This window comes from Flagellimonas ulvae, from assembly GCF_049333175.1.
GTDB lineage: Bacteria > Bacteroidota > Bacteroidia > Flavobacteriales > Flavobacteriaceae > Flagellimonas.
In genome coordinates this window covers 582,247-608,545 of sequence record NZ_CP186325.1, presented here as the reverse complement: position 1 = coordinate 608,545, position 26,299 = coordinate 582,247, and the positions used below count along the sequence as shown (strand labels likewise).

At 38.8% G+C, this 26,299-nt stretch carries 27 protein-coding genes; 4 read left to right on the top strand and 23 right to left on the bottom strand.

Translation table 11 applies throughout. The annotated features are described in order from the left end of the window. The first annotated feature begins 79 nt into the window (after nucleotides 1-79). Entirely contained in the window at nucleotides 80-562 is a 483-nt protein-coding gene (locus tag ACOKFD_RS02785; protein WP_422859856.1) for a hypothetical protein, read from the top strand. Here ACOKFD_RS02785 and ACOKFD_RS02780 read toward each other — a convergent pair whose 3' ends face one another. Continuing rightward, nucleotides 563-2,026: a magnesium chelatase gene (locus tag ACOKFD_RS02780; RefSeq protein ID WP_422859855.1), complete on the bottom strand. Its 1,464-nt coding sequence runs from the start codon at nucleotides 2,024-2,026 to the stop codon at nucleotides 563-565. It lies immediately after the preceding gene. 19 nt (nucleotides 2,027-2,045) lie between these two features. Continuing rightward, nucleotides 2,046-3,197 (bottom strand): vWA domain-containing protein, encoded by a 1,152-nt coding sequence (locus ACOKFD_RS02775; RefSeq protein ID WP_422860996.1) that lies wholly within the window; start codon nucleotides 3,195-3,197, stop codon nucleotides 2,046-2,048. A gap of 74 nt (nucleotides 3,198-3,271) precedes the next feature. On the opposite strand from ACOKFD_RS02775, the gene ACOKFD_RS02770 reads away from it, so the two are divergent. Next, nucleotides 3,272-4,078: a DUF1853 family protein gene (locus tag ACOKFD_RS02770; RefSeq protein ID WP_422859854.1), complete on the top strand. Its 807-nt coding sequence runs from the start codon at nucleotides 3,272-3,274 to the stop codon at nucleotides 4,076-4,078. A gap of 8 nt (nucleotides 4,079-4,086) precedes the next feature. On the opposite strand, the gene ACOKFD_RS02765 is transcribed toward ACOKFD_RS02770, so the two are convergent. Both ACOKFD_RS02765 and ACOKFD_RS02760 read right to left on the bottom strand, forming a co-directional pair. Beyond that, entirely contained in the window at nucleotides 4,087-5,265 is a 1,179-nt protein-coding gene (locus tag ACOKFD_RS02765) for an outer membrane beta-barrel family protein (protein ID WP_422860995.1), read from the bottom strand. Further along, a complete protein-coding gene (locus tag ACOKFD_RS02760) occupies nucleotides 5,266-6,522 on the bottom strand; it encodes a TonB-dependent receptor (RefSeq protein WP_422859853.1) in 1,257 nt (418 codons plus the stop codon). A gap of 238 nt (nucleotides 6,523-6,760) precedes the next feature. Here ACOKFD_RS02760 and ACOKFD_RS02755 point away from each other — a divergent pair, with 238 nt between their 5' ends. Further along, nucleotides 6,761-7,885, top strand: coding sequence for a sensor histidine kinase (locus ACOKFD_RS02755; protein WP_422859852.1), 1,125 nt, complete (start codon nucleotides 6,761-6,763; stop codon nucleotides 7,883-7,885). Then, entirely contained in the window at nucleotides 7,885-8,613 is a 729-nt protein-coding gene (locus ACOKFD_RS02750) for a LytR/AlgR family response regulator transcription factor (RefSeq protein ID WP_422859851.1), read from the top strand. The genes ACOKFD_RS02755 and ACOKFD_RS02750 overlap by 1 nt, the downstream gene beginning before the upstream one ends. A 7-nt stretch (nucleotides 8,614-8,620) precedes the next feature. Here ACOKFD_RS02750 and hisIE read toward each other — a convergent pair whose 3' ends face one another. The 19 genes from hisIE to lpxD form a co-directional block, all read right to left on the bottom strand. Further along, complete coding sequence (gene hisIE / locus ACOKFD_RS02745; protein ID WP_422859850.1) at nucleotides 8,621-9,220, bottom strand: bifunctional phosphoribosyl-AMP cyclohydrolase/phosphoribosyl-ATP diphosphatase HisIE; 600 nt, start codon at nucleotides 9,218-9,220, stop codon at nucleotides 8,621-8,623. Between the two features lie 3 nt (nucleotides 9,221-9,223). Further along, nucleotides 9,224-9,979 carry an imidazole glycerol phosphate synthase subunit HisF gene (gene hisF / locus ACOKFD_RS02740; protein WP_422859849.1) on the bottom strand — a complete coding sequence of 252 codons (756 nt, stop codon included), beginning with the start codon at nucleotides 9,977-9,979 and terminating at the stop codon, nucleotides 9,224-9,226. A gap of 6 nt (nucleotides 9,980-9,985) precedes the next feature. Then, complete coding sequence (locus tag ACOKFD_RS02735; protein ID WP_422859848.1) at nucleotides 9,986-10,507, bottom strand: DinB family protein; 522 nt, start codon at nucleotides 10,505-10,507, stop codon at nucleotides 9,986-9,988. Then, nucleotides 10,494-11,279, bottom strand: a complete 786-nt coding sequence (locus ACOKFD_RS02730; RefSeq protein WP_422859847.1) for a HisA/HisF-related TIM barrel protein — start codon at nucleotides 11,277-11,279, stop codon at nucleotides 10,494-10,496. Before ACOKFD_RS02730 ends, ACOKFD_RS02735 begins: the two co-directional genes overlap by 14 nt. Nucleotides 11,280-11,281: 2 nt before the next feature. After that, on the bottom strand, nucleotides 11,282-11,707 hold the full coding sequence (locus ACOKFD_RS02725) for a GNAT family N-acetyltransferase (RefSeq protein ID WP_422859846.1): 426 nt from the start codon (nucleotides 11,705-11,707) through the stop codon (nucleotides 11,282-11,284). Then, on the bottom strand, nucleotides 11,707-12,288 hold the full coding sequence (gene hisH / locus ACOKFD_RS02720) for an imidazole glycerol phosphate synthase subunit HisH (RefSeq protein WP_422859845.1): 582 nt from the start codon (nucleotides 12,286-12,288) through the stop codon (nucleotides 11,707-11,709). Before hisH ends, ACOKFD_RS02725 begins: the two co-directional genes overlap by 1 nt. After that, nucleotides 12,289-13,422: a bifunctional histidinol-phosphatase/imidazoleglycerol-phosphate dehydratase HisB gene (gene hisB, locus ACOKFD_RS02715; RefSeq protein WP_422859844.1), complete on the bottom strand. Its 1,134-nt coding sequence runs from the start codon at nucleotides 13,420-13,422 to the stop codon at nucleotides 12,289-12,291. Between the two features lie 59 nt (nucleotides 13,423-13,481). Continuing rightward, the gene (gene hisC, locus ACOKFD_RS02710; protein ID WP_422859843.1) at nucleotides 13,482-14,543 is read right to left on the bottom strand and encodes a histidinol-phosphate transaminase; all 1,062 of its coding nucleotides are present in this window, start codon (nucleotides 14,541-14,543) and stop codon (nucleotides 13,482-13,484) included. After that, entirely contained in the window at nucleotides 14,540-15,835 is a 1,296-nt protein-coding gene (gene hisD, locus ACOKFD_RS02705; RefSeq protein ID WP_422859842.1) for a histidinol dehydrogenase, read from the bottom strand. The genes hisC and hisD overlap by 4 nt, the downstream gene beginning before the upstream one ends. Further along, on the bottom strand, nucleotides 15,835-16,692 hold the full coding sequence (hisG, locus tag ACOKFD_RS02700; RefSeq protein ID WP_422859841.1) for an ATP phosphoribosyltransferase: 858 nt from the start codon (nucleotides 16,690-16,692) through the stop codon (nucleotides 15,835-15,837). The genes hisD and hisG overlap by 1 nt, the downstream gene beginning before the upstream one ends. A 202-nt stretch (nucleotides 16,693-16,894) precedes the next feature. Next, nucleotides 16,895-17,710 (bottom strand): prohibitin family protein, encoded by an 816-nt coding sequence (locus ACOKFD_RS02695; protein ID WP_298998701.1) that lies wholly within the window; start codon nucleotides 17,708-17,710, stop codon nucleotides 16,895-16,897. 11 nt (nucleotides 17,711-17,721) lie between these two features. Continuing rightward, nucleotides 17,722-19,755 (bottom strand): VWA domain-containing protein, encoded by a 2,034-nt coding sequence (locus ACOKFD_RS02690; protein WP_422859840.1) that lies wholly within the window; start codon nucleotides 19,753-19,755, stop codon nucleotides 17,722-17,724. Between the two features lie 5 nt (nucleotides 19,756-19,760). Beyond that, entirely contained in the window at nucleotides 19,761-20,507 is a 747-nt protein-coding gene (gene fabG / locus ACOKFD_RS02685) for a 3-oxoacyl-[acyl-carrier-protein] reductase (protein WP_422859839.1), read from the bottom strand. 108 nt (nucleotides 20,508-20,615) lie between these two features. After that, entirely contained in the window at nucleotides 20,616-21,488 is an 873-nt protein-coding gene (sucD, locus tag ACOKFD_RS02680; RefSeq protein ID WP_422859838.1) for a succinate--CoA ligase subunit alpha, read from the bottom strand. Between the two features lie 58 nt (nucleotides 21,489-21,546). After that, nucleotides 21,547-22,485 carry a UDP-3-O-(3-hydroxymyristoyl)glucosamine N-acyltransferase gene (locus ACOKFD_RS02675; protein WP_422859837.1) on the bottom strand — a complete coding sequence of 313 codons (939 nt, stop codon included), beginning with the start codon at nucleotides 22,483-22,485 and terminating at the stop codon, nucleotides 21,547-21,549. A 5-nt stretch (nucleotides 22,486-22,490) separates the two neighbouring features. Next, nucleotides 22,491-23,057 (bottom strand): elongation factor P, encoded by a 567-nt coding sequence (efp, locus tag ACOKFD_RS02670; RefSeq protein ID WP_422859836.1) that lies wholly within the window; start codon nucleotides 23,055-23,057, stop codon nucleotides 22,491-22,493. Between the two features lie 5 nt (nucleotides 23,058-23,062). Continuing rightward, nucleotides 23,063-23,848 (bottom strand): acyl-ACP--UDP-N-acetylglucosamine O-acyltransferase, encoded by a 786-nt coding sequence (gene lpxA, locus ACOKFD_RS02665; RefSeq protein WP_298998689.1) that lies wholly within the window; start codon nucleotides 23,846-23,848, stop codon nucleotides 23,063-23,065. Continuing rightward, nucleotides 23,849-25,249, bottom strand: a complete 1,401-nt coding sequence (locus ACOKFD_RS02660) for a bifunctional UDP-3-O-[3-hydroxymyristoyl] N-acetylglucosamine deacetylase/3-hydroxyacyl-ACP dehydratase (protein WP_422859835.1) — start codon at nucleotides 25,247-25,249, stop codon at nucleotides 23,849-23,851. It abuts the gene before it with no gap. After that, the gene (gene lpxD, locus ACOKFD_RS02655; protein ID WP_422859834.1) at nucleotides 25,242-26,273 is read right to left on the bottom strand and encodes a UDP-3-O-(3-hydroxymyristoyl)glucosamine N-acyltransferase; all 1,032 of its coding nucleotides are present in this window, start codon (nucleotides 26,271-26,273) and stop codon (nucleotides 25,242-25,244) included. The genes ACOKFD_RS02660 and lpxD overlap by 8 nt, the downstream gene beginning before the upstream one ends. Nucleotides 26,274-26,299 lie beyond the last annotated feature (26 nt).

The window sequence follows — 26,299 nt, the reverse complement described above, 5'->3', positions numbered from 1 at the left end:
ATTTATCGAAATGGTGGAGTCATTATCTGGATAACTCCCATTTTATGAGCAATTTTGCTTACACCAAATCCTACAAAAAATGGACTTGATTCTGAATGTACTTAGTTGGAAACGGACAAACATTCTTTTGATGATTGTTCTATTAACGCTTGTAGTTTTAAGCTTTTACGGGGTATATACCAATACTTTCTATATAACCAAACTGGACAACTATATCTTTCCGCTCTTAAGCATAATACACTTTTTGTACATCTACGTTATTTGGTTTAAAATTAGCGAACATGAGCTTCCAGACCCCAAAATGCGAAATTTAGAATATGCTTTATATGCAGTTATGGTCGTTTATGGTTACAAAATATTTGAAAGTATCACAATAATCAATTCAGTGGCTGGGCTTCAGGAACATTTTATACCGAGTACTTTTGGTCCAATGACTACCCTAATTTTGGTACTATATTGTCTACTTTTTGTACTTACCCTCTTCTCCTTTTGGATTAGAAGGAGGTACATAGGTGTTTACAATTTTGAAAACTTCAATGACAATTTAAATATGTGGCAGTAATCAAAGACCACGAATATAGCTGCCATACAAATCCTTGAACTGATATCCTTCCAAAAACCGCTGTTTGCTCAATTTTTTGTAAGCAACCAATCCCCACAGTAAAAACTCTTTAAGAAAATAAGAGTCTTCTTTTGAAATTGAAGGTTGATATTGCCGCATTAATTCCTGCAATGGACCAACAGAATCAAGTTTATTTTGATATTCTTCATCTGAATCCTCATCTAAAAGCTCAAATCCTTCACCCTCAAAAAACCAGGATATCAAATCGTCATAAGGACCTTCTGCATCTTTACGCTCTAATTTATCAATCTTTGGAAAGAATTCTGAAAAGAGGGTTTTTATGGCATCTTCAATCAATATTTCCGCTACTGAACCTGCTCCTTCTTGCTCACCTTCGTAGACCAACTCAATTTTGCCTGTAATGGAGGGCACAACCCCCATAAAATCACTTAATCGAACCGAAGTTTTCTTATTTCCAGACTTTACACTGCGTCTTTCTGCTGTACTCAACAAGTTTTCAAAAGCGGTTATGCTCATTCTGGCACTTACGCCACTTTTTGCATCAACATACTCACTCTTTCTAGCTTCAAAACTGATTTGTTCCAACAAATCCATAGCCATGTCAGGAACATAAATGGAGTCTTCTTGTCGAGAATCCAATTCGGCTTCTTGCTTGGTGATTTTCTTGGCTATTTCAACGGTTTCAGGATAGTGTGTCAATATTTGAGAACCAATACGATCTTTTAAAGGGGTTACAATACTTCCTCGATTGGTATAGTCTTCAGGATTAGCCGTGAACACAAATTGCAAATCCAAAGGTAGCCTCAATTTAAATCCTCTAATCTGTATATCGCCCTCTTGAAGGATGTTGAATAGAGCTACTTGAATTCTTGCTTGAAGGTCGGGCAATTCGTTAATCACAAAAATACATCGATTGGCTCTAGGAATCATGCCAAAATGAATAACCCTGTCATCCGCATAAGATAACTTTAGATTAGCGGCCTTAATGGGGTCTACATCCCCAATTAAATCAGCTACTGTTACATCTGGTGTTGCCAGCTTTTCATAGAATCGCTCATCCCGATGTAGCCACTCAATTGGGGTTTCATCCCCTTTTTCGCCTATCAACTGTTTTGCATAGCGAGACATGGGTTTTAGTGGGTCATCGTGAATCTCAGAACCCGAAACAACAGGAATCCACTCGTCCAAGAGCTGAACCATCAAACGGGCCAGTCGTGTCTTCGCCTGACCGCGAAGCCCCAAAAGATTGATGTTATGCCTAGATAAAATAGCACGCTCCAGTTCCGGTATCACCGAGTTTTCATATCCCCATATACCCTGAAAGGTCTCTTCGCCATTGGCTATCTTTTCCAGTAAATTATCTCGTAGTTCATCTTTAATGCTTTTGCTTTCGTACCCTACTTTTTTTAATTGTCCTAGGGTCGTAATCTTCTTATGTTCCATTTTGCTCATAATTAGCAATCTATCCTTTTAGTCTTTTTTTTCTGTTTTCTTCGTAATCTTCAAAAATCATTTCGCCCAAACCTTTTAAGCCTGTGTAGAAAGCCTTGCCTTTATTGGCTTTGGTAAATTCCCGTACAAACTGCATTAAGTATGGGTCTTGGGCAATCATAAACGTTGTTATGGGAATGTGTAGCTTTCTTGCCTGTTGCGCCATTGCATAGCATCGTTCCACGATGTAATCATCCAATCCTACACTATTCTTATAATACTCTCCGTTGGGCAATCTCAAACAGGAAGGCTTCCCATCGGTAATCATAAAAATTTGCTTGTTGGTATTTCGCTTGCGGCGTAAAATATCCATCGCCAGCTGCAAACCGGCAACAGTATTGGTATGATAAGGGCCCACTTTCAAGTAGGGCAAGTCTTTAATGGGTATAGGCCAGGCATCATTTCCGAAAACCAAAATATCAAGTGTGTCTTTTGGATATCGGGTAGTGATAAGTTCTGCCAAAGCCATGGCCACTTTTTTTGCGGGAGTGATACGGTCTTCACCATACAAAATCATGCTATGGCTAATGTCTATCATCAGCACAGTACTCATTTGAGCTTTGAATTGGGTGTCTTCGACCACTAAGTCTTCTTCATTCAGGGTGAAATTCCCCATACCATGATTGATTTGGGCATTCTTCAAGCTTTCCGTCATGGAAATACGTTCTAGAGAATCTCCATACCGATATTCCCTAAAATCCCCCGTATGTTCATCGCCACTACCCAATTTTCCCGTTTTATGATCTCCTGAACCACGTCGCTTCATTTTACCAAAAATTTGGTCTAAAGCCCTTTGCCGGAGCATACGTTCCAGCTTGGCAGTTATGGATAGATTTCCCCCTCCATCGCCTTCTTCACCTTCTCCTTGTTCTCCGTCGGGATCAATTTCCTCTTGGATATAGCCTTTTGCCTTTAAATCTTCAATGAAATCATCAATGGTGTAGTCGTCATCCGTGAGCTCATATTCCTTGTCCAGTTCCCGGAGCCAATCCAAGGCTTCTTCCACATCACCAGAAGTATGTGTGACCAGTTCTTGAAAAATCTCAAAAAGACGTTCAAAAGGAGTTTGATCGGGTGCTTCGTATGTAGTGAATCGAAACCCTTTTCTTAAATTCATAGCCATTATATAAAAATAACACATTTGCACATATTGGTTTCGCATTTAAAGAAACCTTAACGATAGCGGCCCATACTGTTATGCCCATAAAACAAGTTGAAGGATTTTATAGGACTCCTCCTTTATGGAAAAAGGACCAGTTTGGATTACAACAGTTTGATTTTCCTGACATGGACTTGATCGGTTTTGAACCTTCTGAAATTCCTCAGAACATCCGGCTAGGGCATCAAATGGAGCATGTATTTGAGCAATTGATACGTTTTGATGGTACTTATGAAATTTTGTTGCAAAATCAGGCTGTTCGTTCGGGCCAAACCACTATAGGTGAAATTGATTTTATCCTACAAAACAAAAAAACCAAGAAGGTTCAACATATAGAACTTACATACAAGTTTTACATTATTGATTCATCAATTTCTGAACCGATTCACCGTTTGATGGGCCCTAACCGAAGGGATATGTTTTTTACTAAGATGGAAAAGATAAAAAACGAACAGTTCAAATTAATCTATCGCCCCGAAACTAAAGGCATTCTTGAAGGAATTGGCCAAAACGCTAAAGACTTAAACCAAAGCTGTTGCTTTAAAGCTCAATTGTTCAGGCCTTTTAAAGAAAGTATGGTTCATATCCGTCCCCTAAATCCAAGTTGTGTTGTGGGATATTGGATGCGATTTGAGGAGTTTGAAGGTGCAGATTTTAGAAAAAATCTGTTTTATATGCCATTTAAAAAGGAATGGCCTATGCTGCCCCATGAGGACGTGATTTGGTTGCCGTTCATGGAAACACTAATGGAAGTAAACCTTAGAATGATAAAAAAAAGTGCCCCTTTGCTTTGGATGAAAAAACCCAGTGGAACACTGGAAAAGCTATTTGTTGTTTGGTGGTAGTCCAGCTTCTATATTCTTAATTTTTCAGCATCCGAACCCGTTCGGCTATTTGTGTCTTTTACCTTTTTGTTCCCAAAAGGATAGGTATAGCTAATTCTAAAAATACGGGAGAAACCTGATTCAGAACTATAAGTACCTTTAAAAACATCCCCAAATGCCTCTCTAGTAAGTGTCCCAATTCGGAAATTGATATCCAAACTCTGAAAAATGTCGGTCACAGAAAACTGTACACTACTTCCATTTTTGAATTCTTTCTTGAGTCCTCCATTTAAAACACCAAAACCAAGATTTTTGGTACTTCCGTTAAAATGTCTTGAGGTATACCATCCGGATAATTCGAACGAAAAGTTTGCAGGCAATCGCATGGTATGGTTTCCATTAAAATTAAAATGCACATAATCATGGGTCAAACGCTCATCCGTATGTAATAAACGAAACTGCCTAACCCCCAAAGTACCATTTAGATTAATGTCCCACCAATTTGTAATGCGAATGGGGATATTGGTTTGTAAATCTAAGCTACGCTGATAATCCATATTTACTGGAGCTATTACTGCTACATTGCTTTGGGCATTTCTGGTAATCTGATAACGTGCAATTGGGTTGTTCTCATTAGAGGCCATTACAGAAACGCTAAAGGACTTGTCGTTATAAGTAAAACTGATATTATCGGTTATTGCAGGCAGTAACTGCGGATTACCACTAAATACTGAAGTTGGGCCATTATACACTAAAAAGGATGCCAAATCTGCATAATTTGGGCGTGTTATCCGCTTAGTATAGGCTAAGTTTAAAGCTGTTATGTCTGATAAATTATGTGTTATAAAGACTGATGGGAATAGTTTTCCAAAACTACGGTCCAAAGAATTGTCATCAAAAGCTTGGTCCCAATATTCATAACGTAGTCCGAGTTGGGCTTTCCATTTTGTGTTAAAACTATAATCCGAAAGTACGTAAGTGGCTCCAATGGTTTCTTGGTTTTCGATAGTACTTATAAACCTGTCATCAGCAATAAACCTTTCCCCTTGAAGAATTTCTATTCGTGCATCGTTCACAGTCTTGGACAAAGAGCCTTTTATACCGCCTTCAATCGACAGTTTTTCATTTAAAGTTCGCCGATAATCCAATTTTAGCACTCCGACATTAATATCTGTTTCATTAAACCCCCGATTTCCTTCGTTATATATTTAACTTTCGGGCTGAAAAGAATTTCCGTTTTCATCAAAATAGACGTTATTCACTTGGTTGGGTGTTTTGCTATTGTAATTGATATAATCCCCCGTTATACTAAAACTATTTTTTTCATTGTTCTTTTCATAAAAGACAGAGGTTGTTAAATTCTTTAGGTTTCCATCTCCATTCAAGCGTATTTGGGCCTCTAAAAAAGGATTAGTCACAAAATCATATAAACCTGTATTTCTGGTAAAAACCAACGGCATTGATTCGTTATATAATATACTGCCCCCAAGTGTAGAAGATTCTGAAAGTTTGTGCTCATACCCCAGATTTAGGTTATGGTTTCGATTAATTTGTTGAGATCTATTTAAGAAATCAACCTCAGTACTCCCGCCTAATACTGGAATTTCTGTTACTCCTATTGCTTGAAAACCACCGAAGGTATCGTCATAGGAAAAAGTATAATTTCCAAACAGTGTAGCACGTTCACTGCCATAATTGATTGAAATTCCCGTGGTCTGCTTAGGTCCTCTTCCGTAACCCGTACTTGCATTAACAGTACCCCGTATCCCTAAATTTTCATTTTTACTCAAAATAATATTGATAATGCCTGTATTTCCGTCTACATCATACCGGGCTGATGGATTGGTCAATAGTTCAATTCGTTCGATATTATCAGCACTCATCCCATTGAGCATCGCAATTATATCTGCCATAGGAATACGTTGTGCCTTTCCGTTTATCATGATAAGGGTGCCACTTTTTCCATTCAAGGAAAAAATATTGTTGTTCTGGTCTAGAATTACACCAGGAGAACGCTCCAATAGTTGCAGGGCAGTACTTCCTTGGGTCATCACACTCGTTTGAACGTTAATAATACTTCCTTCCTGGGTACGCTGAATTAATTTTCGCTGTCCCCTAACCTCTACGCCTTCAAGTGATGTGACCTCTTCAAGTAAGGTAATTGTACCGAAATCCTTTTTAAAATCAACTCCAGAAACAGTAAACATTTCAGAATTCCAGGTATGAAAGGATAATAGGTCTACCTGAAGCATAAATGCCCCTAAATTGGAATATTCGATGGTAAATGTGCCATCATCGTTGGTAATTGTGCCCGTTTGTAGGCTGGAGTCCGAAACTTTATAAATCATGACATTGGCATATGGGATTGGAATACCTCCGCTATCAACCACAGTGCCCGAAATTTGTCCAAATATTGCTTGTTCCGAGAATAACAAACATGCGAACCAAAGAATAGATAGTTTCATCTTTTTGAATTTGATTGCAAGTAGCGAGAATCAAAATCACTTTGAAAAAGAGAATGATGAATGGGTCGATATACTTTACCAAGAGTTTCAATACGGGTTTTTTATGATGAATTGAATCCATATTGCACACAAATTGCCTTTCGTCAATTATTGTCCACATGATGTCAAGTTGTAGCACGTTGAATTTGATGCAGGATTACAACCGTTGTATCTTGTAGGTTATATCACTTTTAGAACTATGTCTGTTAAAACTCCAGCCGTGTTTATAACCTTTTTAGAACGCTATAAAATTCACCATATCCTGTTCTGGGCGGTTTATCATTTTGCATGGTGGACCTTGTTTACGGGCAGTGTTACCAAAGTGTTCGAATCTATAATGGTGCCCTACGGCGTCGTAAAGTACTTGGGCTATGTGGTGTATCAAGCCTTAGGTGTATATTTCTGTCTGTACGTTTTGATTCCCAAATTTCTTCAAAAAGGAAAGTATGTTGTTTTCTTTCTTTCTACAATTGGCGTAATCATACTTATGGCGATGGTCATAACTAGTAACTATTATCTGGCGGGACTTGTTGCCAACCAATCGGTATACGAATTGTATAACATTTCTCCTGAAACTCCTATAACCATTTTCAAACATAATGCATTGCCTTCATGTGTTGGGGCCACTACCTTGGGTCTTAGTATAAAACTTACCAAAATTTGGCTCGATTCGCAAAAAAGGCAACAAACCTTGGAAAGGGAAAAGTTGGAGACGGAACTCAAGTTTTTACGTTCCCAATTCAATCCTCATTTTTTGTTCAATACCATCAACTCCATTTTTGTATTGATAAACAAAGACCAGGAGAAGGCGTCAAAATCCTTAGCTAAATTTTCTGAGTTATTGCGCTATCAATTATACGAGTGTAATGAGCCTTTTATCGCATTGGACCGAGAATTAAATTATTTAGAAAACTTCATCGAGCTTCAAAAATTACGACAAGACCGAAAAAACTTTGAATTGCATGTAGAACTCGAAAAAGCCATAAATTATAATTTGCAAATTGTACCTTTTGTGCTCATGCCCTTTGTTGAAAACGCCTTTAAACATGTTTCGCACCATAAATCTTCCAAAAATTGGATTGATATCAAATTGAATATCGCCGATAAAGAGCTGTTTTTCTATGTGAGCAATAGTAGAAATGTGTTACAATTGGCACGTGAAGAAGACACCAGCGGTATTGGTCTCAATAATGTAAAACGGAGGTTAGAGTTACTTTATCCAAATACCCATATACTGGATATCGTTAAGGACAATTCAAAGTATACAATACAATTGCGATTACAACTAAACGAAATGCAAATTGAGAAAAATCGAATAGCCTAATGCGTTCCATCAACTGTGCGGTAATAGACGATGAGCCCTTGGCTCGGGATGGGCTGATAAGCTACATTCAGAAAATCGATTTCCTAAACCTTATTGGTGATGGCTGTGACCCAACGGACTTATTCAGCATAGAAAAGAACCATACACTTGACTTAATTTTTCTGGATATTCAAATGCCGATGATGACCGGTATCGAATATTTGAAATCCACGAAAAATCGGCCCATGGTCATCACCACCACAGCCTATCCAAGCTATGCCTTGGAAGGTTTTGAATTAGATGTATTGGACTATATGGTGAAGCCCATAACTTTTGAACGATTTTATAAAGGTGTAAACAAGGCCAAGGACTATTTCACCATGGAAAGCAGCAAGAATGGTACCACCGAAATCAAAGCGACCCGAGACTATTTTTTTGTTAAATGCGATGCCGTTTATGAGAAAATATTTTTTGATGAAGTGGAATATGTACAAGCTCTCCAAAACTATGTAATCATTTATACTTCCGCTGGAAAGTTTATGCCTCTCTTAACCATGAAACGAATGGAGGAGCTATTGCATAGGGAAAAGTTCATGCGCGTTCACAAGTCATACCTTGTGGCTATTGATAAAATACGTGCCGTTGAAAATACAAGAATAAAACTAGCAGAGGCCGAAGTTCCGCTTAGTAGAAATTTTAAGGATGCCGTGTTCAAAAAGGTTCTTGACAAATCCCTTTTTAAAAAGTAGTGATATGCTACTTATGTCGAGATTTCAACACTTTTGCAATATCATTCAGCTTATATCCTTTGGCTTGCAATAGAATAAGGTAGTGAAACAAAAGGTCCGCACTTTCATTTAAAAAGAGGTCATCATTATCATCTTTGGCTTCAATAACGGTTTCTACCGCCTCCTCCCCCACTTTTTGGGCAATCTTATTAATTCCTTTTCTAAAAAGTGAGGCAACATAACTCTTGGCATCCTCGGCATTCTCTTTGCGTGAAGTGATTATATCCTCTAAATCACTCAGAAATCCATAGCTCTGTTCATTAGTTTGGGCCCAACAAGTGTCGTCCCCTTTATGACATGTTGGTCCTTCTGGCCTCACCGAAACCAGCAAAGTATCTTTATCACAATCATTCTTAATGTCTACTAAGTGCAGAAAGTTACCGCTCTCTTCTCCCTTTGTCCAGAGCCGTTGCTTGCTTCTGCTAAAAAAAGTTACTTTTTGAGTTTTTTGGGTTATTTCAAATGCCTCTTGGTTCATGTAACCCAGCATAAGTATATTTTTGGTCTGCGCATCTTGAATAATAGCTGGAACTAATCCATCTGTATTTTTGGTGAAGTCTATTTTCATCTTTTACAATCTTACTGGTATTCCTTCTAGTTTCAATTCTTTTTTTAAATCGGTAATGTCTATTTCCTTGAAGTGAAACACACTGGCCGCTAATGCTGCATCCGCCTCCCCTTCTTTAAAAGTATCCGTAAAATGGCTCACTCTACCAGCACCACCTGAGGCAATAATGGGGATTTTAAGGCTTTGCGATAATCTTTTTAAAGCTTCATTGGCAAAACCGTTTTTGGTTCCGTCATGATTCATTGAAGTGAATAAGATTTCTCCAGCTCCCCGTTCCTCTACTTCATTCGCCCACTCAAACAAATCAATTTCTGTAGGTACCTTTCCTCCAACCAAATGAACTTTCCATTGACCATCAATTTGTTTCGCGTCTATGGCCACAACAATACACTGTGAACCGAATTTGGCTACCAACTGATTGATGAGTTCCGGATTTTTTACTGCTGAGGAATTAATAGAAACTTTGTCAGCCCCATTTTTGAGCAGGATGTCTACATCTTCGACGGAACGAATGCCTCCGCCAACGGTAAAAGGAATGTTTACCTTTTCCGCCACGCGATACACTAAATCTGCGAGGGTTTTCCGTTTTTCTTCCGTTGCTGAAATATCCAGAAAAACCAATTCGTCCGCACCTTCCAAGGCATACACTTCGGCCAGCTCCACAGGGTCACCGGCATCCTTTAAGTTGACAAAATTGACCCCTTTTACGGTTCTACCGTCTTTGATATCCAAACATGGAATGATTCGTTTTGTTAGCATGTTTCCTTACGTGTTTTCATTCTTTATGTTCAAATCAAACCCATCATAAAACCCCAGGTCTTTGTTGTTCAACAGTTTGGTCCAAAGCGCTATTTGACCGGTATGATACGAGAAATGCTCAACAACATGAACAATATTTCCAATCCCTGAAAACTCAAACCCTTGTACTTTTCGTTTTCTTAGCAATTCTTGGGAGTCAGCATCAACAAAACTCTGTTTCGCTTTTTCTACGGTACTTTTCAATTTATACAAGAGTTCATTTTTGGTAAATCCGGAAACTGTATCAAATTCCAAATCCCGATTTCTGTCATCATCCAACCCTTGAAGCGAAGCAATACCATATTGCGTGATATTGCCACAAAGATGAAGAATTAGATTCCCAATACTGTTGGTGACTGCATTCGGTTTTTTCCAAATCAGGTCATCCGAAAGTAGGTCAAGACACTTTTTGACCATTCGAAGACTCTCATCCATTCGATAGCCAGCTTGTGCGATGAATTCCTGTTCAAAATCTTTATGAAACCCCATTTTCCAAAATATAGTTTTCAAGTTGTTTTAAGCTGATTTTGTTTTCATAAATCGCTTTTCCAATGATGGTACCTTCGCAACCCAGTTCTGCCAATCTATCCAATTCTTCAAAATGAGAGATGCCTCCACTGGCAATTAAATGTATTCCCAAGACTTCTTTATCTTCTACCCCACTGCCCGTAATGCGTGTTTCCCACTTTTTGGTTTGTTCCAAAATTTTACCATACAAACCAAATGAAGGTCCTTGAAGCATGCCATCTTTGCTAATGTCAGTACAGATAACATATTTTATTCCCTTTTTCTGAAACCCTTTTATAAAAGGTATTAGAGATATATCTGATTCTTCTTCCCAACCTGAAATTGCAATTTTTTCATCTTTCGCATCCGCCCCAAGAATAATCTTATCCGCTCCATACTTGGCAATCCAGTTTAAAAACGTATCCTCATCTTTTACTGCAATACTCCCTCCAGTGATTTGGGAAGCACCACTTTCAAAAGCTATTCGCAAATCTTCATCGCTTTTAAGACCGCCTCCAAAATCTATTTTCAGTCGGGTTTTGGAAGCAATTTGCTCCAAAACACTATGATTCACAATATGTTTTGATTTAGCACCATCCAAATCCACTAAATGCAAGTATTTGATGCCATGTGCTTCGAATGCTTGGGCAACGTCCAAAGGATTTTGGTTATATATCTTTTTTGTGTCGTAATCTCCTTTGGACAGGCGGACACACTTTCCTTCGATAATATCTATTGCTGGTATAATCCTCATAGTTACTCGTATTTCGCATGGTCTTTAGCCATCCACATGGATGAATTACCAACACTGTCAAACCCAAATGGGCGATACATCCCATGCGCATCTTTTGTTTTCAAAGCAACTGTAAGCACCTTTTTTACTGTTGGATATTCCAAAATGTAACTGACCAAATCTTTTCCAACTCCCATGCCCCTGTATCCATCAAATATGATTACGTCCATGATATAGGCAAAAACTACCTCGTCCGTAAGGACCCTGGCAAATCCAATCTGCACATCGGTTTCTTTCAAGTAAACACCAAAGCAGAGACAATTATCAATCGTACTTTGGGTCATTTCCTCTGTTCGGTGAGCACCCCAATAACTGCTTTTAATGGCATGATGTATTGTAGTGAAGTCAAGCTTCTTTTTATCTGTTTCTATGTAAAATTCTGGAATCACTATAGTTCTAAAAAATTTTTTAGGATTTGAGAACCAATGGTACTACTCTTTTCCGGGTGGAATTGAGTACCATAAAAGTTATCTTTTTTCAACGCAGCACTGTATTCAAACCCATATTCGGAAACTGCAATAGTGTCCTCTGATTTAGGGGCATAGAAACTATGCACTAAATAGATATGGCTTTTTTCAGGAACCGACTTGAACAAATTGGATTTAAGTTCTGTAATTTCATTCCATCCTATTTGGGGCACTTTCAAGGCTTCTGAAAACTTGACCACATCTAAATCAAAAATACCAAGACCCTTTGTGTTTCCTTCCTCAGAACTGTTGCACATGAGCTGCATACCCAAACAGATTCCCAAAACAGGTTGAATGAGGTTTTTAATAGTATCTTCCAAACCGCTTTCATTGAGTTTGGCCATGGCAGAACTCGCCTCTCCCACTCCAGGAAATATAACCTTGTCAGCCTCCTGTATTTCATTGGCATCACTACTCAAAGCTGCTTCAAAACCCAGACGCTGTATGGCGAACATGATGCTCTGAATGTTACCAGCACCGTAATCAATTATAACTATTTTCATTTATAGCATTCCTTTGGTTGATGGTAAAACCATTTTCTCCACATCTCTTTTGACAGCCATTTTGATGGATTTAGCAAAAGCCTTAAAAATAGCTTCAATTTTGTGGTGTTCATTGGTGCCTTCCACCTTGATGTTCAAGTTGGCCTTTGCTCCGTCTGTAAAAGATTTGAAAAAATGATGGAACATTTCTGTGGGCATGTCCCCAATCTTTTCCCGATTGAACTGTGCATCCCAGACCAACCAGTTTCTTCCTCCAAAATCTAAAGCCACTTGCGCCAAGCAATCATCCATGGGAAGACTAAAACCGTAGCGTTCCATTCCCAACTTATCGCCAAGGGCTTTAGAAAAAACTTCACCCAAGGCAATGGCAGTATCTTCTATGGTATGGTGCTCGTCCACTTCCAAATCACCATCAACCTTAATTTTTAAATCCAATTGTCCATGTCTGGCCAGTTGGTCCAACATATGGTCAAAAAAGGATAGACCTGTATCAATATCACTTTTACCTGTTCCATCTAGGTCCAATTCAATCAAAATATCGGTTTCATTGGTTTTACGAGAAATCACTGCCGTTCTATTCTCCAGTTTCAAAAACTCGTATATCCTCTGCCATTCATTGCTTTCCAATGCTATATACTCGTCCAGTTCTTCTCTTTTTACAGTGATTTCATTGGTTCCCAAATGGGTTTCATCATTGATGAAAATCCCCTTTGCCCCCAGATTCTTTGCCAATTCTATATCCGTCAATCTATCCCCAATCACAAAGGAGTTCGCCAAATCATATTCATCCGAAAAATAGGATGTCAACAGTCCCGTCCCAGGTTTACGGGTATTCGCATTGTCCTTTGGAAAGGTCCTATCAATGAAAACTTCATCAAAAACAACCCCTTCATTTTCAAAAGACTTTAAAATGAAATTATGGACCGGCCAAAAGGTATCTTCTGGAAAAATATCAGTACCTAGCCCATCTTGATTGGTTATCATAACCAATTCAAAATCTAGTTCCTTGGCAATCTTGCCCAAATAGGTGAACACTTTGGGGTAGAAAATCATTTTTTCGAATGAATCTATTTGCTCATCAGCAGTTTCTTTGATGATGGTACCATCCCTATCTATAAAAAGTACTTTCTTCATATCCATTTTGTCATGCTGAACTTGTTTCAGCATCTTTTTAGTGAGACCCTGAAATGAATTCAGGGTGACGAAATTTTCGTTAAAACTTCAATCAATTTTTTGTTTTCATCAGGTGTGCCTACTGTGAACCGTAAGGTATTGTTACACAAAGGTTGTGAGCTCCTGTTTCGTACCACCACATTCAGGTCCAATAATTGTTGATACCGCTTTTCGGCATCATCAACCTTTGCCAATACAAAATTGGCGTCCGTAGGATATACCTTTTCTACAAACTCCAGCCTCTGAAGTTCTTGAATCAAGACTTCCCTTTCTTTCAGAATCTTATCCACTTCCGAAGTCACCGCATCATTATCATTTACTCGTGACAAAGCTTTTTGCTGAGTAAGTTCGTTGACATTATAGGGAGGTTTGATCTTATTAAGTATCTGAATGATTTGATTTGAAGCATAACAAATACCCAATCTAATTCCTGCCATTCCATACGCTTTCGATAGCGTTTGAGTAACCACCAAATTCGGAAAATCCAATAATCTTGAAAGCCAACTTTCCTGCTCTGAAAAATCAATATATGCTTCATCAATGACCACCAAACCATTGAAACCATTTAAAATAGCCTCTATTTTAGCGGAAGAAAAACTATTCCCTGTGGGATTGTTCGGAGTGCATAAAAAAACCATTTTGGTTTTCCAATCGACTGTTTCCAGGATTTTGTCAACCTCAGGTTCAAAATCTTGGGTTAGTAAAACCTCTTTATTTTCCACCGCGTTAATCCCAGACAAAACCTTGTACATTCCGTAGGTTGGTGGCAAAGTGACAACATTATCCACTCCCGGCTCGCAAAAGGCTCTGAACAATAAATCCAATACTTCGTCACTTCCGTTCCCTAAAAGTATATTCTGCTCAGAAACGTTTTTTTGGTTCGCCAAAACCGTCTTAAGCGTTCTTTGCTGTGGGTCAGGGTATCGATTTACTCCATTCTCATAGGGATTTTCATTGGCATCCAAGAAAATCATCTCAGTACCATCGGAAACATATTCGTCCCTAGCCGAAGAATAGGGTTTTAGTCCTTTTACGGACTCCCTGACAAAATCATCAATGTTGAACTTCTCGGTTGTCTTCATTGCTCACCTCCTTCCAATTCTTTTAGTCGCAGAGTCACCGCATTTTTATGTGCCTGAAGGCCTTCAGCTTCCGCCATGAGTTGAATAGTAGTTCCAATAGCTTGAATACCTTCCTTATTTATTTTCTGAAAAGTCATACTCTTTAAAAAGCTGTCCAGATTTACACCGCTGTACTGTTTTGCATATCCATTGGTAGGCAATGTGTGGTTTGTACCCGAAGCATAATCCCCTGCACTTTCAGGAGTGTAATTACCGATAAAGACAGAACCTGCATTTATGGTATTCGCAACATAAAAGTCCTCATTTTCAACACAGACAATATAGTGTTCCGGACCATATTCGTTTATTAAATCCAAAGCGACTTCATCATTTTGAACAAGAATAAGTTTACTATTGGAAATGGCTTTTTTTGCAATATCCTTTCTTGGTAAAAGCTCTATTTGATTTTTAATCGCTTCTTCAGTCTGCTCTATCATCTTTTTAGAGGTAGAAACCAAAACAACTTGGCTATCCACACCGTGCTCCGCTTGACTCAGCAAATCCGAAGCGACGAATTCTGAGTTCGCAGTTTCATCCGCCACTACCAAAAGTTCACTCGGACCTGCAGGCATGTCAATAGCTACTCCGTATTTGGTAGCAATCTGTTTGGCTACGGTGACAAACTGATTTCCCGGGCCAAAAATCTTAAATACCTTTGGGATACTTTCAGTACCAAAAGTCATTCCCGCTATAGCTTGAATCCCGCCTATCTTAAAAACTTGTGTGACACCGCATAGCTTAGCAGTGTACAAGATTGTTTCATTTATGTTTCCTTCACTGTCTGGAGGAGTACATAACACAATTTCATCACAGCCAGCAATTTTTGCAGGAACTGCTAACATTAATATTGTTGAAAACAAAGGCGCAGTTCCTCCGGGAATATAAAGCCCTACTTTTTGGATGGGTCGTTTTTCCTGCCAACATTGGACCCCTTGCATTGTTTCGACTACAACAGGTTCACTTTTTTGAGCCTTGTGAAAACGTTCTATGTTCCCTTTGGCAACATCAATTGCCTGTTTTAGTTCGTTGGAGACTTTTGAAGAAGCATCTTCAATCTCTTGGGAAGAAACTCTTAAATTGTCCAACTCCACTTTATCAAATTGAGCGGTGTATTTAAAAAGTGTATTGTCTCCGTTATTTTGAACTTCAGAAAAAATACGTTCTACCGTAGACTCAATATCCCCTACTTCTTGAGTGGGGCGTATGAGGATATTTTTCCAATCTTGTTTTGGTGGATTTTCAATTCGTTGCATTAGCGTACCATTTTCTCGATTGGACAAACGAGAATTCCTTCAGCACCCGCTTGTTTCAACTCATCAATTACTTCCCAAAAGGTATCCTGCTGAATCACTGTGTGTACCGAACTCCATCCTTTTTCCGCTAGAGGTAGAACTGTGGGACTACGCATTCCAGGCAGAAGTGTCAATATTTCATCCAACCTTTCATTTGGAGCATTCAAAAGCACATACTTGTTGTTTCGTGCTTCGAGCACCGATTGAATTCTAAACCTTAGCTTATCCAGAATAGCCTCTCTTTCCGTAGAGATTTTGGGAGAAACGGCAAGAACCGCCTCACTTTTCAAAATCACTTCTACTTCTTTCAAATTGTTCTTAAAAAGTGTACTACCACTGGAAACAATATCACAAATTCCATCAGCAAGTCCAATATTGGGTGCAATTTCAACAGAGCCATTGATAATATGCAAATCTGCGTTGACTCCTTTTGAAGCTAGATAGTCCTTTACGGTATTTGGGTAGGAAGTTGCAATTCGTTTTCCTTCAAAATCATTTACAGCGTTATATTTAAAGGATTTTGGAACCGCCAGCGAAACTCTACATTTAGAAAAATTCAGTTTTTCGGCAATAGAGATATCCTTTCCTTTTTCAACCAAGACGTTTTCTCCCAAAATGGCAATGTCCACTACTCCATCCCTTAAATACTGGGGAATATCACCATTCCTTAGGTAAAACACTTCTAAAGGAAAATTACGGGCCGTAGCTTTTAACTGATCCTTTCCATTATCAATGGAAATACCGCAGTCCTTTAATATTTTAAGTGAATCTTGGTTTAAACGGCCACTTTTTTGAACCGCTATTCTAATTTTAGTCATTCTTCTTTTTCATTTAATATGAAAAACCAAAAGGGTACAAAAACAAAACCCGTTTGATTTCTCAAACGGGTTAAAATATAGTTTATCTACAACAATACATTTTTACCTCGCTTGAGTGCAAGTGTAAAAATGATGATGTGTATTCTGATTTCTCATTATGAGTGTAAAATTAAAATATATTTTTTTATCAAAAAAGATTTATTTAGTTATTTCCCAAAATGAGTGGTAGACCATCTCCACTTGATCCTACGACCACTACCTTGGAATTAGGGGACTGAGCAAGTTGCAGCGTAGCCTCAATTCCTTTATCCTGGAGAATTTTGTCAGTCAGTGAAGCACTTAAAATTCTATTGGCATCTGCCTTTCCCTGTGCTTCAATACGTTGCCGTTCTGCTTCTTTTTGAGCAGTTACCAAACGGAATTCATATTCTAAGGATTCCTGCTCTTGCTTCAATTTTCGTTCAATGGCCTCCTTAATTGTGGGTGGCAAAGTTACATCGCGCACTAGTATATCATCCAAAACAATATACTGGTTATCCACTATTTTCTTTGTTTCTTCAAAGATTTCAGCTTGAATGGCATCCCGTTTACTGGAGTATAACTGTTCCGGAGTATATCGACCTACAACACTACGAGCAGCAGAACGTATGGTAGGTAGAATTATACGCTGTAAATAATTTTCACCTATCTCTTGGTGCAATTTACCAAGTTGATTGTAATTGGGTTGGTACCAAGCAGAAGCATCCAACTGAATGTCCAATCCATTTGAAGACAAAACCTTCATTTTTTCAAAAATCTCCTGTCTACGTACTTCATAAACGTATACTTTGTTCCAAGGCGCCACTAAATGAAACCCTTCCCCCAACGGCGGTTTATCTATAACCACACCATCACTAAAAGTTTTGTAAAGCACCCCTGCTTCTCCAGAACCAATTGTGATTGCTGATTTTGAAATTAAAATAATCAGCAGAATTACAGCCACTATTATGGGCAATCCTATCTTCGGTAATCTATCCATCTATCTATTTTTTAAATTAATCCGTTGTATTTCCTTAAAAACCACTCAAGTGCCAAACAAAATACAATGATGCCCAAGAGCATTCTATAATCTATTAAAGATACGACATTTTGCTTGCTCTTTTGAACGGGTAGAGTATGTTTTGAACTTAATAAGTCTTCCACCAAACTATCCAATTGATTTGGAAAATAAAGCCTTCCATTTGTTTTTTCTGATAATCGTTGCAATTTTCCATAATTCGCTGAAAAAACCTGATCTTCCTGTTTAAATTCAACTATTTTAAAGGTGCCCGATTTGGAGATATTCTCTTTATTTTCTCGAACTGTAAACTCATACGTTCCAGCATTCAGGTTTTCTAGGTCATACTCAAAAAAGGATTCCTTAAATAACATTGGAGCTTGTCTGCTATAATCGGAATTTTGATCTCTTATTTCAATTTGAACGTTACCATTCGGATCTAGATTATAACTCTTATCAAAATAGGTGGCTTTGATTCTAGCAGCATCGGTCCCGCCAAAAACTGTTTTGTAATCCAACTCCAATCGACTTCGTTTTCCGTCACTATTCAAAAACAGTAGGAGTTTACCAATAAAATCATCAAAAATCGCGAAAGTGTTGTTGTCCAAATAACTTTTAGCACGCCATCTCCATATATTTTCCCCAAAAAGAACGGCTTCCTTTTTTCCTCCTGAATTGATTGTGGTCAACAAGGGTATATCCAAATCCACGCCCTTAATACGTTGGTACAATATATTTTGATGGGCTACGGAAATATCCAAATCACCTAGATTGTTTATTAGAGGAGGATAATCGGCTGTATCAAAATCGCCTAGTCCAAACTCTGAAAAAGACCTATTCAATACTGGTAAGATTTCTTCTTTTTGATTAAAATCCTCTTTGAAAAAATTCTCTTGAACTTGATTTAGAAAACGCCAGTCCGTTTGCGTTCCCGTTATAGTAAAGTGATTGTAGTTGCCAGCTTTGATAAAATCATAAATTCTTTTAAACTTACCATTGGGTTGGTATACTATAAAAACATCGGTATCCTCTAAAACCTCATTCGTTATATTGGGCTTGACCACATTTAATTGGCGTTGCTCGTTGGATTCTATAGCTTTTTTGAGCGCACCAATATCAGGATGCAGCATATCTGAAACCAAAGTTACATTAGTCTTTTCATCAATCACCTCTAAGGCAACAACCTTGTTATTGTTGATAACGTTTTTCTCATTTTCTAAGGGTGAAATTTGAAGCTCCAACGTTTTTAACCCGACACTTTCCGCCTCAATTAAGGTGTTAATACGCTTACTGTTTTCGGTAGGATTGAAACTTACAGTTTCTTGAAAAACTCTCTTGCCATCCAGATTAATAACGAGGTTCTTTGATACGTTTTGTTCTCCTGAATACTGGATAATGGCCTCGGCAGGAAATTTATTTCCTAAGAAAGCATAGGTATTGGTATTTACCAGACCAATAGAAATGTCTTGGTACGTTGTAGTATCCCCGACTACAACGGAGTTGACTTGAACATTGTTTTTCAGGTTTAAAAATTCGTAATCTCTTCCTAGTGTTTGGTTTCCGTCTGAAAAAAGCACTACGGTATTGTTTCCCTTAATAAAAAGTTCGTTTGTCTTTGAAAGGGCATTGGCAATATTGGTGTTCTCCTGCTGAAAGGAAAGCGAATCACTTTCTTCCATTTGGGAACCAAATTTGAATTGAAATTGCGAAAATCTCTCCCTCACGGCTTCATTGTCTTGAATTTTGGTGATATAACGCTCAATATCATTAGCATTTGAGGATTTGAGCATAGATGATGAATCATCCAATAGCAAAATTAGATTGGATTTTTCCAAATAATATTCCTTATCAACAAGCTTCGGGTTTATCAATAAAAGAAACGCTGCAAAGAGCATCAAAAATCTTAAGGAGGCAAGGATAATCCTAAGGCTTCCCTTTTGATTTGTTTTGAAAAAATACTGATAAAAAACAATGGTCAACGCAGCTATGACCGCCAATATTATGAGAAGTAGCGTGCGTATATCCATTCAATCTAGGTTAGCATACCTCCGTCAACATTCAGAACCTGGCCAGTCACGTATGCCGATAAGTCTGAAGCGAGAAAAACACAAGCATTGGCCACATCCTCAGGACTGCCTCCTCTTTTTAGAGGAATTGCATCGCGCCAGCCCTGAACTGTTTTTTCATCGAGTTTATCGGTCATTTCAGTTTCAATAAACCCTGGTGCTATCGCATTGCAACGAATGTTTCTGGAGCCTAGTTCCAAAGCTACAGACTTTGTGAAACCAATCATTCCTGCTTTAGATGCTGCATAGTTGGTCTGTCCCGCATTTCCTTTAACTCCAACAACACTACTCATATTAATAATGGAACCTTTTCGTTGCTTCAACATAGTACGTTGAACCGCTTTTGTCATATTAAAAACGGACTTTAAATTGATTTCGATTACCGTATCAAAATCCGATTCACCCATTCGCATCAGTAGGTTGTCCTTGGTGATGCCTGCATTGTTTATTAAAACATCGATACTGTCAAACTCCTTTAATACGTCAGCAATCAATGCTTCAGACTCGCTAAAACTGGCGGCATTACTCTTGTAGGCCTTAGCCTTAACCCCCATTGCTTTTAATTCTCTTTCCAATTCCAAAGCAGGTGCTTCGCTGGAACTGTAGGTGAATGCCACATTGGCTCCATGTTCCCCAAATACTTTTGCTATTCCTTTTCCAATTCCTCTACTGGCGCCGGTAATAATTACGTTTTTGCCTTCCAAAAGTTTCATAGTAATGTTGGTTTGAATGGTTATAACCTCAAATATAGGTGTTGTTTTTAAGTTGAAGTGAAAAAAAATCCCGTCAAAAACGGGATTTACAATTCTTTTAACGATTGGTTAGGCCATTACTTCTTTGACCTTAATCCCGATTTCTGCTGGAGAATCCACAACATGAATACCAGATTCGCGCATAATGCGTTTTTTGGCTTGCGCAGTATCGTCGCTACCTCCTACAATGGCTCCAGCGTGCCCCATGGTTCTACCTGCAGGTGCAGTTTCGCCAGCAATAAAACCTACAATGGGCTTGGTGCTTCCACTTTCCTTGTACCATTTAGCGGCGTCGGCTTCTAGTTGACCTCCAATCTCTCCAATCATAACAACGCATTCTGTTTCTGGATCATTGATAAGTAATTCCACGGCTTCCTTAGTTGTTGTACCGATGATAGGGTCGCCACCTATTCCGATAGCTGTAGTAATCCCCAATCCTTGTCGAACCACTTGGTCTGCAGCTTCATAAGTCAATGTACCGGACTTAGAGACAATTCCCACGTTTCCTTTTTTGAAAACAAAACCGGGCATAATTCCTACTTTGGCCTCATCCGGAGTGATGACTCCGGGACAGTTTGGTCCTACCAACGTGCAATCCAAATCCCTTATATAATTATTGGCCTTAACCATGTCCGCCACTGGAATTCCTTCGGTGATAGTAATTATCACCTTAATCCCAGCACTAGCAGCTTCCATGATGGCATCGGCTGCAAAAGCAGGAGGAACAAAAATAATTGTAGTATCCGCACCTACTTGTTTTACGGCTTCTTCAACCGTATTGAAAACAGGTTTCCCCAGATGCTCTTGACCTCCTTTACCGGGGGTTACACCACCAACAACGTTGGTACCGTATTCAATCATCTGCCCTGCGTGAAATGTTCCTTCACTACCCGTAAAGCCTTGTACTATTATCTTTGAATCTTTGTTTACTAAGACGCTCATATTATTTACTTAATTGCTTTGCAAAAATAGGTTTTGGCAATCATTTGTGCCAACCAATTCAAGAATTCTTTTTAATCTTTTCCATGAGAAATGGCACTTGCTTAATATATGCCATTTGTTTCATTTTTTCTCTTGCTTCCTCGGCAGGGCTTCCAAAATAGGTTTTGCCACCTTCCAAAGATTTTGCAACTCCAGATTGCGCAAGGACAACGGCCTTTTTACCAATGGTTACTCCACTGATGACTCCTACCTGACCCCAAAGCGTAACTTCATCTTCAATAACAGTGCAGCCAGCGATTCCAGTATGGGAAGCTATAAGGCATTTTTTACCTATTACAGTATCATGGCCAACTTGGATTTGATTATCCAATTTTGAGCCTTCCTTAATCGTAGTATCCCCAGTAACACCCCTGTCTATTGTACACGAAGCACCAATGTCCACATAGTCCTCAACAACAACCCTTCCTCCAGATATCAATTTATCAAAACCTTCTGGACGATTCTTGTAGTAAAAGGCATCGGCACCCAAAACAGTCCCTGCATGAATGGTTACATGGTCACCAATGATGCAATGATCGTAAATAGATACATTGGGGTGAATCAGACAGTTTTTTCCAATTTTTACCTGATTCCCAATAAACACATTGGGTTGAATAATGGTACCCTCGCCAATTTCGGCAGATTTGGCAATTGAAACATTTGAGGAAGCAAAGGGTCTAAAATGTAAAGTAAGTTTATTGAAATCTCTAAAAGGGTCGTCCGAAATCAATAAGGCTTTGCCTTTAGGACACTCTACCTTTTTATTAATCAATACAATAGTAGCACTCGATTCCAACGCTTTATCATAATACTTGGGATGGTCTACAAAAACAATGTCACCTTCCTCAACTACATGAATTTCATTCATTCCCAAAACAGGGAAATCTGGATTTCCAACAAATTCAGCCTGAATAAGGTCTGCTATGTCTTTTAGGTTTTGTGCCTTTGGAAATCTCATGCAATCTATTCCTTAGCACGTTCCATATAGGCACCTTTCTCCGTATCAACCTTAATCTTGTCTCCCTCATTTATAAAAAGAGGAACATTGATACGAGCTCCTGTTTCCACAGTGGCAGGTTTAGTAGCGTTTGTTGCTGTGTTACCTTTTACACCAGGTTCCGTATGGGTAACTTCCAAAATTACACTGGCGGGCATTTCAACGGAAAGTGGCATACTGTCCTCAGTATTGAAAAGAATGGTCACCACTTCTCCTTCTTTCAAAAGGTCTGGAGCGTCCAAGGAATTCTTTTCCAGAGAAATCTGATTGTAGTCATCCGTATTCATAAAATGAAATGTATCCCCTTCTGCATACAAATATTGGTATGAACGTGTTTCCACGCGAACATCTTCTATTTTATGCCCGGCAGAAAACGTGTTGTCTATTACTTTTCCAGTAGTAACACTTTTCAACTTAGTCCTTACGAAAGCAGGTCCTTTCCCTGGTTTTACATGAAGGAATTCAACGATTTTAAAAATGTCGTGGTTGTACTTTATGCACAATCCTTTTCGTATATCTGAAGTATTTGCCATTTGCTTTAGTTTGAGCTAAAATATCCTTTCATGATTCCTCTCTGGGAATCTCTAATAAATTGTAGAATCTCATCACGTTCTGGAGTAGCCTCCATTTCGGCTTCTATAATAGATGCTGCCTGAGTGTTATTGTAATTTTTTTGATACAGAATTCTGTAAATATTCTGTACCTCGCGAATCTTTTCCGAAGTAAAGCCTCTGCGACGTAGACCTACTGAATTAATCCCTACATAAGAAAGTGGCTCCCTTGCTGCCTTCACAAAAGGTGGTACATCTTTACGCACCAAAGAACCCCCGGTTATAAACGCATGGTTTCCTACAGAGACAAATTGATGAACCGCCACCATACCAGCCAAAACCACATTGCTACCTACCGTTACGTGTCCAGCCAATGTTGAATTATTACTGAAAATACTATTGTCGCCAACCACACAATCATGTGCAATATGGCAATATGCCATAATCAGACAATTGTTACCAATAACTGTTTTCATTCTGTCTGAAGTTCCTTTATTAATAGTGGCACATTCACGAATGGTGGTATTATTTCCAATATGGACTGTGGTTTCCTCTCCTTGATATTTTAAATCTTGTGGCATGGCAGAGATTACAGCACCTGGAAAAATATTGCAATTTTTTCCAATTCGTGCCCCTTCCATTATGGTTACGTTGGAACCAATCCAAGTACCTTCACCTATGGTAACATTATTATGTATGGTAGTGAACGGTTCAATGACCACGTTCTTTGCAATCTTGGCACCAGGGTGCACGTATGCTAATGGTTGATTCATTTAGTTTCCTTTTACTTTGGTGATTTGGGCCATAATTTCAGCTTCAGAGACCAATCTTCCATTGGCGTATGCCCTTGCCTGCATTTGACAGATTCCCCTGCGAATTGGACTCAATAAATCCAACTTAAAAATCAAGGTATCACCCGGGGCTACTTGTTGTTTATACCGAACATTGTCAATTTTAAGTAGATACGTAAGATAATTTTCAGGGTCTGGAACAGTACTTAGAACTAAAATGCCTCCTGTTTGAGCCATGGCTTCAATTTGCAGCACACCCGGCATTACAGGCGCTCCTGGAAAGTGACCTACAAAAAAGGGTTCGTTCATGGTCACGTTCTTCACACCAATCACATGCTCTTCAGAGAGCTCCATGATTTTATCCACCAATAAGAATGGAGGACGATGCGGAAGCATCTCCATAATCTGAGTGATGTCCTTCACCGGTTTTGCATGAAGGTTAATATCAGGAACCGAATTGCGTCTCTCTTGTTTGATTATTTTTTGAAGCTTCTTGGCGAACTGGGTATTTACAAAGTGCCCCGGCTTGTTGGCAATGACCTTACCTTGAATACGGGTCCCTGCAAGCGCCAAATCCCCAACAACATCCAATAACTTATGGCGAGCCGCCTCATTGGGATAATGAAGGGTGAGATTATCTAGAATTCCGTTTGGTTTTACAGAGAGCTTCTTTTTCTTAAAGGCTTTCTCTAATTTTTTCATTGTGGCCTCGGAAATTTCCTTGTCCACATAGACAATGGCGTTATTTAGGTCACCTCCTTTAATCAAACCATGCTCCAAAAGCATTTCCAGCTCATGAAGAAAACTGAAGGTTCTCGAATCTGCTATTTCAGATTTGAAATCTGACAATTGTTCCAAATTTGCATTTTGGGTACCCAATACCTTCGTCCCAAAATCGACCATTGTGGTAATTTGATATTTATCCGAAGGAATTACGGTAATCTCACTTCCAGTGGCTTCATCTTTATACGAAATGACATCTTTTACGACATATACTTCCCGCTCCAGCTCTTGGTCAATGATTCCAGCATCTTCCAAGGCTTCAACAAAGAATTTAGATGAACCATCCATGATTGGAGGTTCGGGAGCGTTCAATTCTATTAGGACGTTGTCTATTTCAAGACCTACCAAAGCTGCTAAAACATGCTCTGAGGTTTGAATCTTAACTCCGTTTTTTTCTAAGTTGGTACCTCTTTGCGTGTTTACCACATAGCTGGCATCTGCCTCTATTATGGGTTCTCCTTCCAAATCTACTCGTTTGAATGCAAAACCGTGGTTTTCTTTTGCAGGAACAAAGGACATGGTTACATTCTCTCCAGTATGCAAACCAACACCTTCTAAGGTTACCTTCTTTTCAATGGTACGTTGCTTTGTATTAGTCATGGTCGACTTTAGCCTTTTTTTCTATTTCGTTGATTGTATTTACCAGTTTCGGCAGATTCTTGAAGTGTACGTATGATTTATTGTAGTCGCCGTAATTAAGTGCTGGAGAGCCCTGAAGCACCTCACCATCTTTAACATTCCGGCCTATGCCCGATTGAGCTTGGATACGTACCTTATCACCAATAGTAATGTGACCTACGATACCTACCTGCCCGCCTATTAGACAGTATTTACCAATTTTTGTAGAACCCGCTATTCCTGTTTGCGCAGCTATTGCAGTATGTTCACCTATTTCTACATTATGGGCAATTTGAATTTGGTTGTCCAGTTTAACTCCTTTGCGCAGTATAGTGGAACCCAATGTTGCCCTATCAATGGTAGTTCCTGCACCTACATCCACATTTTCTTCTAAAATTACGTTTCCAGTTTGTGGGACCTTGCTATACTCGCCTTTCTCGTTTGGTGTGAAACCAAACCCATCTGCTCCAATTATAGCCCCGCTATGAATAACGCAATTGTTACCAATTATGGATTCTGAATAAATCTTTGCACCTGCAAAAATCAAAACATTATCACCTATTGTGACGTTTTCGCCGATATACACATTGGGATATATCTTCACATTGTTTCCAATGTTCACATTATCCCCCAAGTAAGAAAATGCACCTAAATAGAATGCATCTCCATATTTAGCAGTTTCGGAAACAAAAGAAGGTTGCTCCACACCTACCTTATTACTCTTTGCTTGATTGTAGTACTCAAGTAATTTGGAGAATGACTTATACGCATCATCTACCTTTATCAAAGTAGTTGTTAGTTCTTGTTCTGGTGCAAAATCTCTATTGACAATAGTAATAGAGGCTTTGGTTGAATAGATATATGAGGTATATTTTGGATTGGCCAGGAAGGTTAAAGAACCTGTTTCTCCTTCCTCTATTTTTGATAATTTGTGTACTGTAATTTGAGGATTTCCCTCAACCTCTCCCTCTAATATTCCTGCAATTTGGGTGGCCGTAAATTTCATTGCTGCAAAAGTAACAAAATTTGATA

Coding starts and splice junctions, on each gene's coding strand:
- hisH (WP_422859845.1), bottom strand. CDS start 12,288: ATGAAAATAGTTATAATTGATTACGGTGCTGGTAACATTCAGAGCATC.
- ACOKFD_RS02780 (WP_422859855.1), bottom strand. CDS start 2,026: ATGGAACATAAGAAGATTACGACCCTAGGACAATTAAAAAAAGTAGGG.
- hisD (WP_422859842.1), bottom strand. CDS start 15,835: ATGCAACGAATTGAAAATCCACCAAAACAAGATTGGAAAAATATCCTC.
- ACOKFD_RS02695 (WP_298998701.1), bottom strand. CDS start 17,710: ATGGATAGATTACCGAAGATAGGATTGCCCATAATAGTGGCTGTAATT.
- lpxA (WP_298998689.1), bottom strand. CDS start 23,848: ATGAATCAACCATTAGCATACGTGCACCCTGGTGCCAAGATTGCAAAG.
- sucD (WP_422859838.1), bottom strand. CDS start 21,488: ATGAGCGTCTTAGTAAACAAAGATTCAAAGATAATAGTACAAGGCTTT.
- ACOKFD_RS02775 (WP_422860996.1), bottom strand. CDS start 3,197: ATGGCTATGAATTTAAGAAAAGGGTTTCGATTCACTACATACGAAGCA.
- fabG (WP_422859839.1), bottom strand. CDS start 20,507: ATGAAACTTTTGGAAGGCAAAAACGTAATTATTACCGGCGCCAGTAGA.
- lpxD (WP_422859834.1), bottom strand. CDS start 26,273: ATGAAATTTACGGCCACCCAAATTGCAGGAATATTAGAGGGAGAGGTT.
- hisB (WP_422859844.1), bottom strand. CDS start 13,422: ATGAAGAAAGTACTTTTTATAGATAGGGATGGTACCATCATCAAAGAA.
- ACOKFD_RS02770 (WP_422859854.1), top strand. CDS start 3,272: ATGCCCATAAAACAAGTTGAAGGATTTTATAGGACTCCTCCTTTATGG.
- ACOKFD_RS02750 (WP_422859851.1), top strand. CDS start 7,885: ATGCGTTCCATCAACTGTGCGGTAATAGACGATGAGCCCTTGGCTCGG.
- ACOKFD_RS02675 (WP_422859837.1), bottom strand. CDS start 22,485: ATGAGATTTCCAAAGGCACAAAACCTAAAAGACATAGCAGACCTTATT.
- hisIE (WP_422859850.1), bottom strand. CDS start 9,220: ATGAAAATAGACTTCACCAAAAATACAGATGGATTAGTTCCAGCTATT.
- ACOKFD_RS02785 (WP_422859856.1), top strand. CDS start 80: ATGGACTTGATTCTGAATGTACTTAGTTGGAAACGGACAAACATTCTT.
- ACOKFD_RS02755 (WP_422859852.1), top strand. CDS start 6,761: ATGTCTGTTAAAACTCCAGCCGTGTTTATAACCTTTTTAGAACGCTAT.
- hisF (WP_422859849.1), bottom strand. CDS start 9,979: ATGCTAACAAAACGAATCATTCCATGTTTGGATATCAAAGACGGTAGA.
- ACOKFD_RS02760 (WP_422859853.1), bottom strand. CDS start 6,522: ATGAAACTATCTATTCTTTGGTTCGCATGTTTGTTATTCTCGGAACAA.
- ACOKFD_RS02730 (WP_422859847.1), bottom strand. CDS start 11,279: ATGAGGATTATACCAGCAATAGATATTATCGAAGGAAAGTGTGTCCGC.
- ACOKFD_RS02660 (WP_422859835.1), bottom strand. CDS start 25,249: ATGACTAATACAAAGCAACGTACCATTGAAAAGAAGGTAACCTTAGAA.
- hisC (WP_422859843.1), bottom strand. CDS start 14,543: ATGAAGACAACCGAGAAGTTCAACATTGATGATTTTGTCAGGGAGTCC.
- ACOKFD_RS02735 (WP_422859848.1), bottom strand. CDS start 10,507: ATGGGGTTTCATAAAGATTTTGAACAGGAATTCATCGCACAAGCTGGC.
- ACOKFD_RS02690 (WP_422859840.1), bottom strand. CDS start 19,755: ATGGATATACGCACGCTACTTCTCATAATATTGGCGGTCATAGCTGCG.
- efp (WP_422859836.1), bottom strand. CDS start 23,057: ATGGCAAATACTTCAGATATACGAAAAGGATTGTGCATAAAGTACAAC.
- hisG (WP_422859841.1), bottom strand. CDS start 16,692: ATGACTAAAATTAGAATAGCGGTTCAAAAAAGTGGCCGTTTAAACCAA.